This is a genomic window from Bradyrhizobium sp. CCGE-LA001 (assembly GCF_000296215.2).
Taxonomy (GTDB): Bacteria; Pseudomonadota; Alphaproteobacteria; order Rhizobiales; family Xanthobacteraceae; genus Bradyrhizobium.
Map to the genome: position 1 here is coordinate 2,101,747 of NZ_CP013949.1, position 15,618 is coordinate 2,117,364.

The window sequence follows — 15,618 nt, forward strand, 5'->3', positions numbered from 1 at the left end:
TGCTTTCCGCAATTATCGATTTTCACCAACTCCCGCGGCCACCGGCCGGGGCGAACCCACGCGCGCGTGACGAGAGGCAGCAACCATGACCATCAGCATCAACGTTCCTGATATTCACGAACTGAAGCCCCGGATCACCGTGTTCGGCGTCGGCGGTGCCGGCGGCAACGCCGTCAACAACATGATCACGGCGGGCCTGCAGGGTGTCGACTTCGTGGTCGCCAACACCGACGCGCAGGCGCTGACGATGTCGAAGGCGCAGCGCATCGTGCAGATGGGCACGGCGGTCACGCAGGGCCTCGGCGCCGGTTCGCAGCCGAACGTCGGCGCTGCGGCGGCGGAAGAGGTGATCGACGAGCTGCGCGACCATCTCTCCGGCGCCAACATGGTGTTCGTCACCGCCGGCATGGGCGGCGGCACCGGCACGGGCGCTGCGCCCGTCATCGCCAAGACCGCGCGCGACATGGGCATCCTCACCGTCGGCGTCGTCACCAAGCCCTTCCACTTCGAAGGCGGCCGCCGCATGCGCACCGCCGAAGCCGGCATCAACGAGCTTCATAAGGTGGTGGACACGCTCCTGATCATTCCGAACCAGAACCTGTTCCGGGTCGCGAATGAGAAGACCACCTTCGCCGACGCCTTCGCGATGGCCGACCAGGTGCTCTACTCGGGCGTTGCCTGCATCACCGACCTGATGGTCAAGGAAGGCCTCATCAACCTCGACTTCGCCGACGTCCGCGCCGTCATGCGTGAGATGGGCAAGGCGATGATGGGCACCGGCGAAGCCTCCGGCGACAAGCGCGCGCTGACCGCTGCCGAAGCTGCGATCGCCAATCCGCTGATCGACGACAGCTCGATGAAGGGCGCCAAGGGCCTCCTCATCTCGATCACCGGCGGCAAGGATCTCACTTTGTTCGAGGTCGACGAGGCTGCGACGCGCATCCGCGAGGAAGTCGACCAGGACGCCAACATCATCGTCGGCGCGACCTTCGACGAAGCGCTCGACGGCCTGATCCGCGTCTCGGTCGTTGCCACCGGCATCGAGCAGGCCGCGATCGCCCGCAACAGCCAGGCGACCTCCGCGCCCGTCGCGAACGCGGCTCCGCAGGTGCAGCAGGCTGCCCCGCCCGCCGCCGTTGCCGAGAGCCGTCTCGCCGACCTGACCGCCCGGCTCCGTGCCGACAATCAGCGCCTCGCTGAGCGTGCCCAGAAGCTGGAAGCGCAGGCTCCGGGGGCTGCGCCTGCTCCGGCCGCTGCCGCGCCGCGTCCCAACGTCGAGCGCGCCGCGCTCGCCGCCATCGCCGCCGCCGTCGCGGACGTCCCGCAGCCGCCCGCGCCGACGCAGACCTATGGCGACGTCACGGTGCGTCCGATCGCGCAGAAGCCGACGCTGTTCCCGGAGCCCGACATGGCCCCGGTCGCGATGCAGGAGCCGATGACGCCCGAAAATTTCATCCCGCCGCAGGCCGAGCGTCCGCCGGTCCGCACGCCGCGGATGCCGCGCATCGACGAACTGCCGATGCCGGCGCAGGCCGAGATTCGTCAGGCCCGCGGCGAGGTCGAGGAGGAGGCCCCGCAGAAGAGCCGCCTGTCGCTGCTCCAGCGCCTCGCCAATGTCGGCCTTGGCCGCCGTGACGAGGAAAGCGAGCCGCCCGTGGCCGCCCGCACTGCCGGCCCAGCAATGTCGCCGCTGCCCGAGCGCCGCCCCCAGAAGACCGTGGCGCAGCAGATCGCAGCTAACGAGCCGGTATCGGAGTACGCCCGTCGTCCCGCGCCCCAGGGCCTGGACATGCATGGCCGCCCCGCGCCTGTTGCTCCGGCGCCACAGGGAGACGACCATCTTGATATCCCCGCCTTCTTGCGGCGGCAGGCGACCTGAGGATTGTTACAATCAGGCTGACGAAAAAAGGTCCCGGCAACAGCGTGCCGGGACCTTTCCTTTTGTCCCGTGCATGTCCGGATTGCACAGCCAAGCAACTGATTTTAAATCATTAATTACACATTCGGTGGTTCAGTAAAACTACCGGTACCCCCTCCAAACCGCGGCGTAATTTGGTTAAGCCTTGGCGCGAATACGGCGGGTTTGGGGTAACAATCGGTAAAAAAGCGTGAGTTGGCGCTGTTTGAGGCAGTGACTATGGTTTGGCGTGACTTGGGGATACGGATTCGCGGGGACGTCGGCACTGGCCGGCGAGGCGGGTCTAGTATAAGTCGCGATGATCGTAGTGGGGCGGGTTCCTGATGAAATTTAGCCGGCAAACAACGCTTCGTGCGCAAGCCTCGGTGGCAGGCGTAGGCGTTCATTCCGGTCTTCCCGTCACTCTCACGCTCGGGCCTGCGCCTGTCGACGCGGGTTTTGTTTTTGTCCGCACCGGGCTCGAGGGAAGCGACCGCGAAGTTCAGGCCACCGCCGAGCAGGTGATCGCGACCGACTTCGCCACCGTTCTCGGTGATCGCAACGGTCCGCTGGTCTCCACCGCCGAGCATGTGCTTGCTGCACTGCGGGGCATGGGCGTGGATAACGCCACGATCGAGATCGACGGGCCGGAAGTGCCGATCATGGACGGCAGCGCCGCAGCCTTCATTGCGGCGATCGACCAGGCCGGCATCATCACCCAATCGGCTCAGCGCCGCTTCATTCAGATTTTGAAGCCGATCTCAGTCAAGATCGGCGACTCCTTCGGCGAGATCAGACCCTATGCCAACGGGTTCCGGGCCGAAGTCGAGATCGACTTCACCAATCCCGTCATCGGCCAGCAGAGCTACGCTTTCGACCTCAGCCCGGAACGTTTCCGCCGCGAAGTCGGCCGGGCCCGGACTTTCGGCCTGATGGGCGATGTCGCGCGGCTCTGGAGCGCGGGCTATGCCCTCGGCGCCTCCTTCGACAACACCGTCGTGTTCGACGACGAGCGGCTGCTCAACACCGAAGGCCTGCGCTACGCCGACGAATGTGCCCGCCACAAGGTGCTGGACGTGATCGGCGATCTCGCGCTGGCCGGCCTGCCGCTGCTTGGCGCGTATCGCTCGGTACGTGGCGGCCACAAGCTCAACCACGCTGTCCTGACCGCGCTGCTGGCCGATCGTACCGCCTGGCGCGTGGTTGAGGGCGAAGTGGCCCGCCGCACCACGCGTCCGGTCGGCGAAGTCGGTGGCAGCATCGTCGGCGGCCGGATCGCCGCGGCCTACGGGCCGGACGTGTCCTGACAGAGCTGTTGTCGCAGGTGCGGTTGCGACCACCCCCGGGAAACTCCTGGTAACCATGATCGGTTAGGATTGCGGCGTGTTCGCCTTAATCCGGGCGAAATGCCTGCCTATCCGGTTCATTAACGATCCTTTTTCGGATCAATCGGCGTGGTTGGCATGGCAGGCACCACGGTTACATTTCGCGCCTGTGACGGGGGTCATGGGCTGGCGAGCACCGCATCACAGGGCGTCAAGGCAAAACTCATGTCGGCACAGCGTATGACGCGCGGATATCTCTCGGTCGGAGCCGCTCGACTGGCTCAGGCCGCTACCCTCTTCATGCTCGCGCTGCCACTGGCGGGTTGCGGCACCGGCTCGCTGTGGGACAAGTTCACCGCCAAGGACGACACCTTCGTCGAGGAGCCCGCGGACAAGATCTACAATGAGGGCCTGTACCTCATGAACGAGAAGAAGGACATGAAGGCGGCGAACAAGAAGTTCGAAGAGGTCGATCGCCAGCATCCTTATTCCGACTGGGCCCGCAAATCGCTGCTGATGTCGGCCTACGCGTCCTACCAGGGCGGCGACTATGACGGCTGCATCGGCGCGGCCACCCGCTACGTCACGCTGCATCCTGGCAGCCCGGACGCGGCCTATGCGCAATATCTGATCGCAGCTTCCCATTACGACCAGATCCCGGACGTCAGCCGCGACCAGGCCCGCACCGAGAAGGCGATCGCGGCGCTGGAAGAGGTGGTGCGCAAATATCCGAACTCGGAATACGCCACGTCGGCGAAAGCCAAGATCGAGGGTGCCCGCGACCAGCTCGCCGGCAAGGAAATGAATACCGGCCGCTACTACGCGCAGAAGCGCGACTACACGGCGGCGATCAACCGCTACAAGACCGTCGTCACGCAGTACCAGACCACCCGCCATGTCGAGGAGGCGCTGTTCCGTCTGACCGAGGCCTATATGGCGATCGGCATCGTCGGCGAGGCGCAGACCGCGGCGGCCGTGCTTGGGCACAATTTTCCTGACAGCCGCTGGTACAAGGACGCCTATAATCTTGTAAAATCCGGCGGTCTCGAGCCGAGCGAGAATCAGGGGTCCTGGATCAGCCGGACCTTCAAGAAGATGGGTCTCGGCTAGGAAATTTGGTTCCATGCTGGCGCGTCTGTCGATCCGTGACATCGTCCTGATCGAACGGCTCGATATCGAATTCGCCACCGGCCTTGCGGTTTTGACCGGCGAGACCGGTGCGGGCAAATCCATCCTGCTCGATGCCTTTGCACTGGCGCTCGGCGGCCGCGGCGACGCCGGCCTCGTGCGCCACGGCGCGGAGCAGGGGCAGGTCACTGCCGTGTTCGATATCCCCAAGAATCACCCCGCGGCCAAGATCCTGGCCGAGAACGGCCTCGACGACACCGGTGAGATGATTCTCCGCCGCGTGCAGCTTGCCGACGGCCGCACACGGGCCTTCATCAACGACCAGTCGATCAGCGTGCAGACGCTGAAGGCGGTCGGTGCCGCCCTGGTCGAGATCCACGGCCAGCACGACGAGCGCGCGCTGGTCGATGCCGCCACCCACCGCCGCCTGCTTGATGCCTTTGCCGGGCTCGAAAAGGACGTCGCCGCCGTCGAAGCGCTCTGGGAGGCCCGCCGCACCGCCAACACCACGCTGGAGGAGCATCGCGCCGCCATGGAGCGCGCCGCGCGCGAGGCGGATTACCTGCGCCATGCCTCCGACGAGCTGAAGCAGCTCGCGCCCAAGGACGGCGAGGAGACCACGCTCGCCCATCGCCGCACCACCATGATGCAGGGCGAGAAGATCGCATCCGATCTGCGCGAGGCGCAGGAGGCGGTCGGCGGCAATCATTCGCCGGTCGCGGCCTTGTCGGCTGCGGTGCGCCGGCTGGAGCGCCGCGGCGTCAATTCGCCGGCTCTGGTCGAGCCCGCGGTGAAGGCGATCGACGCCGCCATCAACGCGCTTGAGGAGGCCGACCAGCACCTCCAGGCCGCGCTCGCCGCAACCGATTTCGATCCCGCCGAGCTCGAACGTATCGAGGAGCGGCTGTTCGCATTGCGCGCCGCCTCGCGCAAATATTCGACGCCCGTCGACGGGCTCGCGGCGCTCGCCGCCAAATATGCCGCCGACGTCGTGCTGATCGATGCCGGCGCCTCGCGGTTGAAGAAGCTGGAGCAGGCCGCGATCGAGGCCGATAGCCGTTATGCGGCGGCCGCCAAGAAGCTGTCGCTGGCGCGGCAGAAGTCGGCCGAGAAGCTCAACAAGGCGGTCAATGCGGAGCTTGCCCCGCTCAAGCTCGAACGCGCAAAGTTCATGACCCAGGTCGAGACCGACGAGGCCGCACCGGGGCCGCAAGGTTTCGACCGCGTCGAGTTCTGGGTGCAGACCAATCCCGGCACCAAGCCGGGGCCGTTGATGAAGGTCGCCTCCGGCGGCGAGCTTTCGCGATTCCTGCTCGCGCTCAAGGTCGTGCTGTCCGATCGCGGCTCGGCGCCGACGCTCGTCTTCGACGAGATCGACACCGGTGTCGGCGGTGCGGTCGCCGACGCCATCGGCGGGCGCCTGGCGCGGCTTGCCGGCAAGGTCCAGGTGATGGCCGTGACTCACGCCCCGCAGGTCGCCGCCCGCGCCGACCAGCACCTCCTGATCTCCAAGGACGCCCTCGACAAGGGCAAGCGCGTCGCCACCCGCGTCAACGCACTCGCTGCCGACCACCGCCGCGAGGAGATCGCGCGCATGCTGGCGGGCGCCGAGATCACGGCCGAGGCGAGGGCCGCCGCGGAACGGCTGCTCAAGGCGGCAACGGCTTAGGCTCGTGTCCCGGACGCGCGCAGCGGGAGCCGGGAGAATGCCTGCCGCGACATGGGGCCCCAGCTCAGCAGCGCATCGCAGAAGAGGCGCTCGTCCGGGGCACGAGATTTCCACAAGCCTTTACCCCTCCGCCCGCTCCGTCGTATCCAAGCGCCATGGCAAGAGCAGCAAAATCGAAACCGCTTCGCGACGTCGCCGAGCTCACCAAGGCGCAGGCCAAGGTCGAGCATATGCGGTTGTCGCTAGAGATCGAGGGACACAACGAGCGCTACTATCAGGAGGACGCGCCCACCGTCACGGACGCCGAATACGACGCTCTGCGTCAGCGTCTCAACGCGATCGAGAAGCGTTTCCCGGAATTCGTCAGCGCGGACTCGCCGTCGCAGAAGGTCGGCGCGGCGCCGTCGGGCCGCTTCAAGAAGGTTCGGCACGCCGTGCCGATGCTGTCGCTCGACAATGCCTTTGCCGAAGAGGACGTACGCGACTTCGTCGGCCGCATCGTGCGCTTCCTGAAGCTCGACGACGGCAAGGTCGATTTCTCCGCTGAGCCGAAGATCGACGGCCTCTCGATGTCGCTGCGCTACGAGGGCGGCGAGCTCGTCACTGCGGCGACGCGCGGCGACGGCGCGGTGGGCGAAGACGTCACCGCCAACATCCGCACGCTCGAAGACGTGCCGCAGAAACTGAAGGGCCGCAACGTTCCCGAGATCTGCGAGGTGCGCGGCGAGGTCTACATGACCAAGAAGGCGTTCCTGGCGCTCAACGAGCGGCAGAAGGCCGCCGGTGACACGATCTTCGCCAATCCGCGCAACTCGGCCGCAGGCTCGCTGCGGCAGAAGGATCCGACCATCACCGCCTCGCGTCCGCTCGGCTTCTTCGCCTATGCCTGGGGCGAGATGAGCGCGATGCCCGAGGCGACGCAGAGCGGCATGATCGGCTGGTTCGAGCGCTGCGGCTTCAAGACCAATCCGCTGACCAAACTCTGCCATTCCGTCGAGGAGCTGCTCGCCTTCCATCATGCGATCGAGGAGCAGCGCGCAAGGCTCGACTACGACATCGACGGCGTCGTCTACAAGGTGGACCGTATTGACTGGCAGGAGCGGCTCGGTTTCGTCTCGCGAACGCCGCGCTGGGGCATCGCGCACAAATTCCCGGCCGAGCGTGCCATGACCGTGCTGCGCGACATCGAGATCCAGGTCGGCCGCACCGGCTCGTTCACGCCGGTCGGCAAGCTCGAACCGGTCGGCGTCGGCGGCGTCATCGTGCAGAACGTCACGCTGCACAACGAGGACTACATCAAAGGCATCGGCAACAAGGGCGAGGTGCTGCGCGAGGGCCGCGACATCAGGATCGGCGATACCGTCGTGATCCAGCGCGCCGGCGACGTTATCCCGCAGGTGGTCGACGTCGTGCTCGACAAGCGGCCGAAGACCGCCAAGGAATTCTACTTCCCGAAGAAATGCCCGTGTCCGCTGCGCACCGACGTCACACGCGAGGAGACGGCGGCGGGCGAGGAGGGCTCGCGCGCCCGCTGCACCGGCGAGTTCGCCTGTCCCTATCAGAAGATCGAGCACCTCAAGCTGTTCGTGTCGCGCCGCGCCTTCGACATCGACGGCCTCGGCGAAAAGCAGCTCCAGTATTTCTTCGATGAGGGGTGGGTGAGGGAGCCCGCCGACATCTTCACGCTGGAGAAGCGCAACGCGAAGCTCAAGCTCGAAGAGATCGAGGGTTATGGCGCAACCTCGGTGCGCAACCTGTTCGGCGCCATCGAGAGCCGGCGCAGGATCGCGCTGGAGCGCTTCGTCTATGCGCTCGGCATGCGCCATGTCGGCGAGACCACGGCGCTGGCGCTGGCGCGCGGCTACGGCTCCTGGGACGCCTTCCACGACGCCTGCCTGAAGGTGGCCGAGGGCGACGAGGAAGCGATGGCGGACATGGACGCGCTCGACCAGATCGGCGACACCGTGATCAAGAGCATCGCCGATTATTTCGGCGAGAGCCACAATCGCGGCATCGTCGAGCGGCTGACCGGGGAGGTCGAGATCGTCGACGCCGAGAAGCCGAAGAGCAATTCAGCCGTCGCCGGCAAGACCGTGGTGTTCACGGGCTCGCTGGAGAAGATGACGCGGGATGAAGCGAAGGCGACTGCGGAGCGTTTAGGTGCAAAAGTGTCGGGCTCGGTGTCGAAGAAGACCGACCTCGTCGTCGCCGGTCCCGGCGCGGGCTCCAAGCTCGCGGAAGCCAACAAGCACGGCGTCAAGGTGTTGACCGAGGACGATTGGCTGAAGCTGATCGGGGAGTGAGGCAGGGCGCCCTGGTGCAATTCACTCCACTGTCATCGCCCGGCTTGACCGGGCGATCCAGTATGCTGCGGCGGCTGCAATTGAGTCGATGGGCCGGGACGTACTGGATCCCCCGCCTTCGCGGGGGATGACACCTGACGCGTTGAACAGGCGTCGCCCACAGCGACAGCTACATCATCCCGCTCTCTTCCTCCTCCGCCTGCTCGATCAGCGCCTCGCTCACCACGACCTCGCGCCGGGGCACGACGAAGAACATCATGCAGGCGCAGAGCAGCGAGATGGCGAGCACCGCCGAGGTGAGCGGCAGTGTCGTGGCGGAATGACCTCCGAGATAGGCGCCGAACTGCGACATCAGCGCGCCGATGCCCTGCTGGAGGAAGCCCATCGCGCCCGAGGCAGTGCCGGCGGCTTCGGGACGGATGCTGATGGCGCCGGCGGCGGAATTCGCCATCACGAACGCATTGCCCGCCATCACGATCATCTGCGTCCCGAACAGCCAGGCGGGCGCCTCGTTCCAGCCCATGAAACTCCACGACAGGTTCAACAGGCTGCCGCAGAGCTGGAGGGCGAGCCCGAACCAGATCAGCTTCTCCAGCGAGTGCCGGGGCGCAAAGCGTACGCAGAGCAGATTGCCGACCAGAAACGCAAGGCCCGTGCTCGCGAACCAGGCGCCGTATTCGGCGCTGCTCCGGCCCATCTGCGTCACCACGATGTAGGGGCCACCGCCGGCGAAGGTGAAGATGATCTGCGAGGCCAGCACCTGGCACATCACGTAACCGACGAAGGCGCGGTTGCGGATCAGGATGCCCATATCGCGGCGAAAGCCGCTGCCGGCCGTGCGGCTGCGGCGCGTCTCGGGCAGCGCGACCGCGATGCCGACGGCGACGAGGATCGCGGCGATGGTGATGGCGTAGAAGATCGCGCGCCAGCCGAAAGCGGTCTCGATCAGGCCGCCGGTGAGCGGAGAGACCATCTGTCCGATCATCAACGCGGCGACCACGAGGCTGATCATCGAGGCGACACGGTCGCGCTCGTAGATGTCGCGGATGATGGCGCGGCTCACCACCATGCCGGCGGCGCCGCCCAGGGCCTGGAAGAAGCGCGCGGCGATCAACTGCGGCAGGGTCTGCGCGAAGATGCAGGCGATGCTGGCCGCGACCATCAGCGCCAGCCCGCCGAGCAGCACCGGGCGCCGGCCGAGCCTGTCCGACAGCGGTCCCATGATTAGCTGCGACAGCGCGATGCCGACCATGTAGAGCGACACCGTCATCTGCGCGATCGAGATGTCGCTGCCGAAATTCGTCGCCAGCACCGGCAGTGCCGGAACCAACATGTAGAGCGAGATCGGCGCAATCCCGGTCATCACGACCAGCAGCAGCAACACCAGGCGCGACGTCGCGATGTCGGTGGCCGCTCCCGGCGGCTTGCTGATCATGCCGTGCATGCGTGTCCGTCTTTCGAATTCGAATCGACTGTAACGCGCTCGCGCAAGACGGATATCGGCGTTTCGGAATGCGGCTATACGGATTCCGGGACGCGGTGTGCGGACGCCGTTATTTTGCGGGGCGCGTGCCGAGATGTTGTGCGCTCATGCCGCATCATTGGTGTCATTCCCCACGAAGGCGGGGAATCCAGTACGCCGCGGCTTCTCAGTATAGGGTTACTGTCTCTGGGATACTGGATGCCCCGCTTTCGCGGGGCATGACAGCTGAGGTGTAGGAGGCAGCGTTGCGCAAATCGCGTAGCGCCATGCGGGCGCGCTAGGCCGTAAGCTCCGCCGTCGCCTGATCGAGCCAGGCCTGCGTCGCCTCGTCCAGCGCCGGCCGCACCACGGCCCGCACCCGCGCGTGGTAGGCGTTCAGCCAATCGAGCTCGTCGCGGCTCAGCATCGCGACATCGATCAGCCGGCGGTCGATCGGGGCCAGGGTCAGCGTCTCGAACGCGTTCATCGGCTTCTCGGCACCCTTGATGTCGGCGGCGACGACCAGCTCGAGGTTCTCGATGCGGATGCCGAAGCCGTCGGTCTTGTAGTAGCCGGGCTCGTTGGACAGGATCATGCCGCGCTTCAGCGGCGTGGTGCCGAGCTTGGAGATCCGCGCCGGCCCTTCATGCACCGAGAGGTAGCTGCCGACGCCGTGGCCGGTGCCGTGCTCGAAATCGACGCCGGCGGCCCACAGATATTGCCGCGCCAGCGTGTCGAGCTGAGCGCCGGTGGTGCCATCGGGGAAGACCGCGCGTGCGATCGCGATATGGCCGCGCAGGACGCGGGTGAAGCGGTCGCGCATCTCCTCCGTCGGCTCGCCCACGGCCATGGTGCGGGTCACGTCGGTGGTGCCGTCTTCATATTGTGCGCCGGAATCGATCAGCAGAAGGTCGCCGGGCGCGATCCGCCGGTTGCTCCTGCGCGTGACGCGGTAGTGCACGATGGCGCCGTTCGGGCCCGTGCCCGATATGGTCGGGAACGAGACGTCCTTGAGCGCGCCGGTATCGCGGCGAAACGTCTCCAGCGCCTCGACCGCGTCGATCTCGGTGAGCTTGCCGCTTGCCGCCTCGCGATCGATGAAGGCGAGGAAGCGCGCCAGCGCTACGGCATCGCGCCGGTGCGCCGTCTGTGTGCCCGCGATCTCGCTTGCGTTCTTGACCGCCTTCAACAGCGCGATCGGATCGCTGCCGCGCACCGGCTTGCCGCCGGCGCCCGCGATCAGACGGCTGAGGGCGTCGGCCGCGGTGGCGTTGTCGAGCGCGATCGCGGCGCCGCTTTTGGCCAGCGCCATCAGCGTCGGCGCCATCGCATCCGGCTCGCGCACGTCAGCGGATTGCTCGAGATGGTCGCGCGTGAGGTTGGAGAGCTTGCGGTGGTCGATGAAGATGGTGGGACGGCCGTCCTTCGGTACCAGCGCGTAGGATAGCGGCAGCGGCGTATGCGCGACGTCGGCGCCACGGATGTTGAAGGTCCAGGCCACGGCATGGCTGTCCGACACCACCAGCGCATCGAGGCCGAGCTTGGCGATTTCCGTTCTGATCTGCGCCAGCTTGTCGGCCTCGCTGATGCCGGCATGCTGGAGTCCATGCACGGTCACCGGGGCGAGCGGCGGCTGCGGCCGGTCCTGCCAGATCGCGTCGACCGGATTGCCGTCGACGGCGATTAATTCGGCGCCGGCCTTGGCGCAGGCGACAGCGAGGCGCTCGGCTGCCGAAGAAGTGTGCAGCCACGGATCAAATCCGAGGCGGTCGCCGGCCTTCAGATGCGCCGCCACCCAGCTCTCCGGCGGCGGGTCGATCAGCGATTCCACCGCCCAAGCCTTGGTATCGACCTGCTTGGCGGCCTGGAGCGTATAGCGGCCATCGACGAAAATCGCGGCCTCCTGGGTCAGCACCACCGCAAAGCCAGCCGACCCGGTGAAGCCGGTTAGCCAGGCGAGCCGCTCATCGGACGGCGGCACATATTCATTCTGCTGCTGGTCGGCGCGGGGGATTACGAACCCGGTCAGCTTGCGGCGGGCGAGTTCTTCACGGAGTGCAGCAAGGCGCGCCGTCAATGCAACGCCGGCCTCGGGCTCCTCGAATGTCTGGAAGTGCGCTTCGAACATGGTGGATCACTCTAGGATCATGGGGATCAGTCCGCAATCTAGACGCATTTGCGTCGCATCTGGCATGGACTGTGCTTGAAAGAGTTCCATTCGAATTGAGTGGAGTAAAGGGTGCGGCAGTTGCGCTTCGTCCGGATGACAGGGAAATTCGAGCAGGTGGTTCATCTCAACGGCGAGGGGACACACGATGCCATCATTCACGTTTGAGAAGATTTCGCCGCCGGCGCGCCGCGCCCCGGCTGTGGCAACGCCAAAGAAGCCGCGCGGCCTCATCAGCCAGATGATCGACCGTTTCGCCGAGCGCCGCGCCAGGCGGACGTTGCAAGCTGAGCGCGCGACGCGCCAGGACAAGAAGCCGGCGGAATAGCGACGCCGGATTTGTAGGGTGGGTTAGCCGAAGGCGTAACCCACCACGTCTGTCTCCACGCTGACAGAAGAGGTGGGTTACGCTACGCTAACCCACCCTACGACAGTTTCTTCAACAATAAGCTGCTCCATCCCTCGATCCGCAGATGCCGCAGCGGTACGAGGCCGCGCGCGCGGTAGGCCGCGATCACGGCGGGGGCCTGATGCGTGAGCAGGCCGGAGAGGATGACGTGGGCGCGGGGAGCAAGGTGCCGCACCATCGGGCTCGCCAATTGCCTGAGCGGGTTGGCGAGGATGTTGGCCAGCACCAGATCGAACGGACCGCATTTGCCGAAATCCGGCGCGGCGAAGCCGGTGGCGCGGATCACCCGCACATGGTTGCCGACTTCATTCAGCATCGCATTCTCAGCTGCCACCCGCACCGACGGCGCGTCGATGTCGGAGGCGAGCACGGCGCGATGCAGCGCCTTGGCCGCCGCGATGGCCAGCACGCCCGTCCCGGTGCCGAGGTCGAGCAGGTTCCTTGGACGGGAACTCTTCAGGACATGGTCAAGCAGCAGTAAACAGCCGCGGGTGGTGCCGTGATGGCCGGTGCCGAAGGCCAGCGCCGCCTCGATCTCGATTCCGAGCTTGTTCGCCGCCACCCGCTCGCGGTCGTGGCTGCCGTGCACGACGAAGCGGCCGGCGGGCACCGGGACGAGGTCTTCCAAGCTGGCCTTGACCCAGTCCTTGGCCTCGACCGTGTCGAAGGTGAGCGTCTCGGCGATCTCATTTCCTGCCGAATTTACAACGAGTTCGCGCAGGAGCGCTTGGTCCGGCGCCTCGGCAAAATGCAGCGTGACGTCCCATTGTCCGTCCGGCCGTTCGAAGGCTGCCACAGCCGCATCGCCCTCGAAAAACACCTCGGTGAGCACATCGACCACGCGCTTGGCGGCCGCCTCGTTGCCGATCGAGAAGCTGGCGCGATGCGTAGGGGAGAGCTGCATTCTAGTCTTCCGTCGGGTTCAATTGTTGGAACTTTTGTTCCAAATTTTCCGGATAACTTGCGGTTCCATCATTAACTCGGCCGTAGGTTGCATGCCGTAGATTTCCGGATGTTTGGCGGAGCCAACACAGCTTGAAATGGAAACGGAGGCGAGTCTTGAAGCGCATGGTTTTGAAGTTCTGGTCGGACGAATCGGGTGCAACTGCGATCGAATATGGCCTGATCGCAGCTGGCATCGCACTGGCGATCATCACCGTGGTGAACAGCCTGGGCACCACCATGAACGAGAAGTTCGGTTCGATTAGCTCATCTTTGAAGTAATTTCCGCCTCCATTTCCCAGCGGGGGCTACTTTCTTCATCGGCTGTTCTGACCAGCGCCCGCGAGGGGATTTGCCCCCTGGCGGGCGAGGTCGTTTGAGGGGGCGGCTTTGCGGCGGTCTCCACAGGTTGTCCGAAGTCGGCGCGACGGCAATCCACCGGTTTTTCCCGCAATTGCTCCAGCGGTTCTCCCTGCCATTTCCCCAAGGTTGCCCCGCTCGCCCGTGCGCGGACATCCACTTCCTGACCACACACCTCTCGACAGCCTCCCCACAGTCCATCCACAGACCTATCCACGGCTTCCGAACAACGACCGGTGATCCCTTAGGATGGTCTGGGCCGCGTTGTGGCCGGGGGCGCCGGTGACGCCACCGCCGGGGTGGGCGCCGGAGCCGCAATGATAGAGGCCCTTCAGCGGGCCGCGGTAATCGGCATGGCCCAGCATCGGCCGCGCCGAGAACAGCTGGTTCAGCGTCAGTGCGCCGTGGAAGATGTCGCCGCCCAAAAGGCCGAACTGCCGCTCGAGATCGAGCGGCGAGAGGATCTGGCGGCCGAGCACGCTCGCCGCAAAGCCGGGGGCATATTTGTCCACGGTCGCGATCATGAGATCGGCAACCCCCTCGCGGTGGTCGTCCCATGACGTTCCATCGGGAAGCTCCGGGGCGACGTGCTGGCAGAACAGGCTCGCGACATGCTTGCCTGCCGGCGCCAGCGTGTCGTCGAGCGTCGAGGGGATCAGCATCTCCACCACGGGCTCGCGGCTCCAGCCCTGCGCGCGGGCATCGAGCCAGGCGCGGTCCATATAGCCGAGGCTCGGCGCCAGGATGATGCCCGAGGAGAGGTGATCGCCATCGCCTGATAGCGCCGTGAACGAGGGCAAGCGATCCAGCGCCACGTTCATGCGGAAAGTGCCGGAGCCGTTCTTCCAATGCCGGATGCGCGCCAGGAAATCCTGGGGCAGGGCGTCGGCGGCGATCAGCTGCGTATAGAGCAGCTTCGGATTGACGTTGGACGCGACATATTTGGCGCGGATCGCGATGCCGCTCTCCAGCACGACGCCGACCGCGCGATCGCGCTCGACGATGACCTCGCGCACGCCTGCCTCCGTGTCGATCACGACGCCCCGATCGCGCGCCGTGCGCGCCATTGCCTGCGTGATCGCCCCCATGCCGCCGATGGCGTGGCCCCAGACGCCCTTCTTGCCGTTCACCTCGCCGAAGGCATGATGCAGCATCACATAGGCCGAGCCCGCAGCGTAGGGGCTGGCATAATTGCCGACGATGGCGTCGAAGCCGAAAAGCGCCTTGACCAGATCATGCTCGAAACGCTCGTCCAGCATTTCGCCGGCCGAGCGGGTGAAGAGATCGAGCAGGCTGCGGCTCTGTTCCAGCGTGAGGCCGCGCAGGATATTGGCGGTCTTGAATGCGTTCACGGCCTCACGGATCGCGCTCGTGCCGAAACCGTCAAGCAGGTTGGGTGGCGCACGCAGCACGAATTGGCGTAGCACATCCGCGATGTCCTCCAGCTCGCGCGAAAATGCGTCGAGCGCGTCCGCATCATGCGCGCTCAGCCGCGCGACCGACGCCTTGGTCCGGCCCTCGCCCGTGAGCAGATAGCTGCCATCAGGCGCGGGCAGGAAATTCTGCGCGCGGCGTTCGACCACGCGCAGGCCGTGTTCGGCGAGCTCGAGGTCACCGATCACCTGCGGATTGAGCAGGCTCACGGTGTAGGCCGCGACGGAATTCCTGAACCCTGGGTGAAACTCCTCCGTCACCGCGGCCCCGCCCACGACCTTGCGGCGCTCGACCACCCGCACGCGCAGGCCTGCCTTCGCCAGATAGCCCGCGCAGGTGAGGCCGTTATGGCCAGCGCCGATGATGACGACGTCGGTTTCGGTCATGAGGAATGCAAGGCCTAGTCTACTGTCATTCCGGGGCTCGCGAAGCGAGAACTATGGTGCGGGCTCCGCACCGGAGAATCTCGAGGTTCCGGGTTCGATGCTTCGCATCGCCCCGGAACGACCGTCTAATATCAAG

Annotated in this window: 11 protein-coding genes; 7 read left to right on the forward strand and 4 right to left on the reverse strand. The window is 65.8% G+C overall.

The window, feature by feature from the left end; genetic code table 11:
* The first annotated feature begins 85 nt into the window (after window positions 1-85).
* From ftsZ to ligA, 5 genes are all read left to right on the forward strand, one after another.
* On the forward strand, window positions 86-1,879 hold the full coding sequence (ftsZ, locus tag BCCGELA001_RS10040) for a cell division protein FtsZ (RefSeq protein ID WP_060735191.1): 1,794 nt from the start codon (window positions 86-88) through the stop codon (window positions 1,877-1,879).
* A 362-nt stretch (window positions 1,880-2,241) separates the two neighbouring features.
* Window positions 2,242-3,204 carry a UDP-3-O-acyl-N-acetylglucosamine deacetylase gene (gene lpxC / locus BCCGELA001_RS10045; RefSeq protein WP_060735192.1) on the forward strand — a complete coding sequence of 321 codons (963 nt, stop codon included), beginning with the start codon at window positions 2,242-2,244 and terminating at the stop codon, window positions 3,202-3,204.
* A 243-nt stretch (window positions 3,205-3,447) separates the two neighbouring features.
* Window positions 3,448-4,332: an outer membrane protein assembly factor BamD gene (locus tag BCCGELA001_RS10050; RefSeq protein ID WP_060735193.1), complete on the forward strand. Its 885-nt coding sequence runs from the start codon at window positions 3,448-3,450 to the stop codon at window positions 4,330-4,332.
* A 13-nt stretch (window positions 4,333-4,345) separates the two neighbouring features.
* Window positions 4,346-6,019: a DNA repair protein RecN gene (gene recN / locus BCCGELA001_RS10055; protein ID WP_060735194.1), complete on the forward strand. Its 1,674-nt coding sequence runs from the start codon at window positions 4,346-4,348 to the stop codon at window positions 6,017-6,019.
* A gap of 155 nt (window positions 6,020-6,174) precedes the next feature.
* Window positions 6,175-8,322, forward strand: a complete 2,148-nt coding sequence (gene ligA, locus BCCGELA001_RS10060) for an NAD-dependent DNA ligase LigA (protein ID WP_060735195.1) — start codon at window positions 6,175-6,177, stop codon at window positions 8,320-8,322.
* Window positions 8,323-8,491: 169 nt separating this feature from the next.
* On the opposite strand, the gene BCCGELA001_RS10065 is transcribed toward ligA, so the two are convergent.
* Together BCCGELA001_RS10065 and BCCGELA001_RS10070 are read right to left on the reverse strand one after the other, a co-directional pair.
* Window positions 8,492-9,766, reverse strand: a complete 1,275-nt coding sequence (locus tag BCCGELA001_RS10065; protein WP_060735196.1) for a multidrug effflux MFS transporter — start codon at window positions 9,764-9,766, stop codon at window positions 8,492-8,494.
* A gap of 316 nt (window positions 9,767-10,082) precedes the next feature.
* Window positions 10,083-11,912 carry an aminopeptidase P family protein gene (locus tag BCCGELA001_RS10070; RefSeq protein ID WP_060735197.1) on the reverse strand — a complete coding sequence of 610 codons (1,830 nt, stop codon included), beginning with the start codon at window positions 11,910-11,912 and terminating at the stop codon, window positions 10,083-10,085.
* A 187-nt stretch (window positions 11,913-12,099) separates the two neighbouring features.
* Here BCCGELA001_RS10070 and BCCGELA001_RS10080 point away from each other — a divergent pair, with 187 nt between their 5' ends.
* Window positions 12,100-12,279, forward strand: coding sequence for a hypothetical protein (locus BCCGELA001_RS10080; RefSeq protein ID WP_008556486.1), 180 nt, complete (start codon window positions 12,100-12,102; stop codon window positions 12,277-12,279).
* Between the two features lie 97 nt (window positions 12,280-12,376).
* On the opposite strand, the gene BCCGELA001_RS10085 is transcribed toward BCCGELA001_RS10080, so the two are convergent.
* Complete coding sequence (locus tag BCCGELA001_RS10085; protein WP_008556501.1) at window positions 12,377-13,264, reverse strand: 50S ribosomal protein L11 methyltransferase; 888 nt, start codon at window positions 13,262-13,264, stop codon at window positions 12,377-12,379.
* 164 nt (window positions 13,265-13,428) lie between these two features.
* On the opposite strand from BCCGELA001_RS10085, the gene BCCGELA001_RS10090 reads away from it, so the two are divergent.
* A complete protein-coding gene (locus BCCGELA001_RS10090; protein WP_144441701.1) occupies window positions 13,429-13,584 on the forward strand; it encodes a Flp family type IVb pilin in 156 nt (51 codons plus the stop codon).
* Window positions 13,585-13,871: 287 nt separating this feature from the next.
* Here BCCGELA001_RS10090 and BCCGELA001_RS10095 read toward each other — a convergent pair whose 3' ends face one another.
* Window positions 13,872-15,482 (reverse strand): phytoene desaturase family protein, encoded by a 1,611-nt coding sequence (locus BCCGELA001_RS10095; protein ID WP_060735199.1) that lies wholly within the window; start codon window positions 15,480-15,482, stop codon window positions 13,872-13,874.
* Window positions 15,483-15,618: the final 136 nt, after the last annotated feature.

What these genes read in the sequence shown, in the direction of transcription:
- lpxC (WP_060735192.1), top strand. Translation starts at nt 2,242, where the DNA reads ATGAAATTTAGCCGGCAAACAACGCTTCGTGCGCAAGCCTCGGTGGCA.
- BCCGELA001_RS10095 (WP_060735199.1), bottom strand. Translation starts at nt 15,482, where the DNA reads ATGACCGAAACCGACGTCGTCATCATCGGCGCTGGCCATAACGGCCTC.
- BCCGELA001_RS10090 (WP_144441701.1), top strand. Translation starts at nt 13,429, where the DNA reads ATGGTTTTGAAGTTCTGGTCGGACGAATCGGGTGCAACTGCGATCGAA.
- BCCGELA001_RS10085 (WP_008556501.1), bottom strand. Translation starts at nt 13,264, where the DNA reads ATGCAGCTCTCCCCTACGCATCGCGCCAGCTTCTCGATCGGCAACGAG.
- BCCGELA001_RS10070 (WP_060735197.1), bottom strand. Translation starts at nt 11,912, where the DNA reads ATGTTCGAAGCGCACTTCCAGACATTCGAGGAGCCCGAGGCCGGCGTT.
- ftsZ (WP_060735191.1), top strand. Translation starts at nt 86, where the DNA reads ATGACCATCAGCATCAACGTTCCTGATATTCACGAACTGAAGCCCCGG.
- BCCGELA001_RS10080 (WP_008556486.1), top strand. Translation starts at nt 12,100, where the DNA reads ATGCCATCATTCACGTTTGAGAAGATTTCGCCGCCGGCGCGCCGCGCC.
- ligA (WP_060735195.1), top strand. Translation starts at nt 6,175, where the DNA reads ATGGCAAGAGCAGCAAAATCGAAACCGCTTCGCGACGTCGCCGAGCTC.
- BCCGELA001_RS10050 (WP_060735193.1), top strand. Translation starts at nt 3,448, where the DNA reads ATGTCGGCACAGCGTATGACGCGCGGATATCTCTCGGTCGGAGCCGCT.
- BCCGELA001_RS10065 (WP_060735196.1), bottom strand. Translation starts at nt 9,766, where the DNA reads ATGCACGGCATGATCAGCAAGCCGCCGGGAGCGGCCACCGACATCGCG.
- recN (WP_060735194.1), top strand. Translation starts at nt 4,346, where the DNA reads ATGCTGGCGCGTCTGTCGATCCGTGACATCGTCCTGATCGAACGGCTC.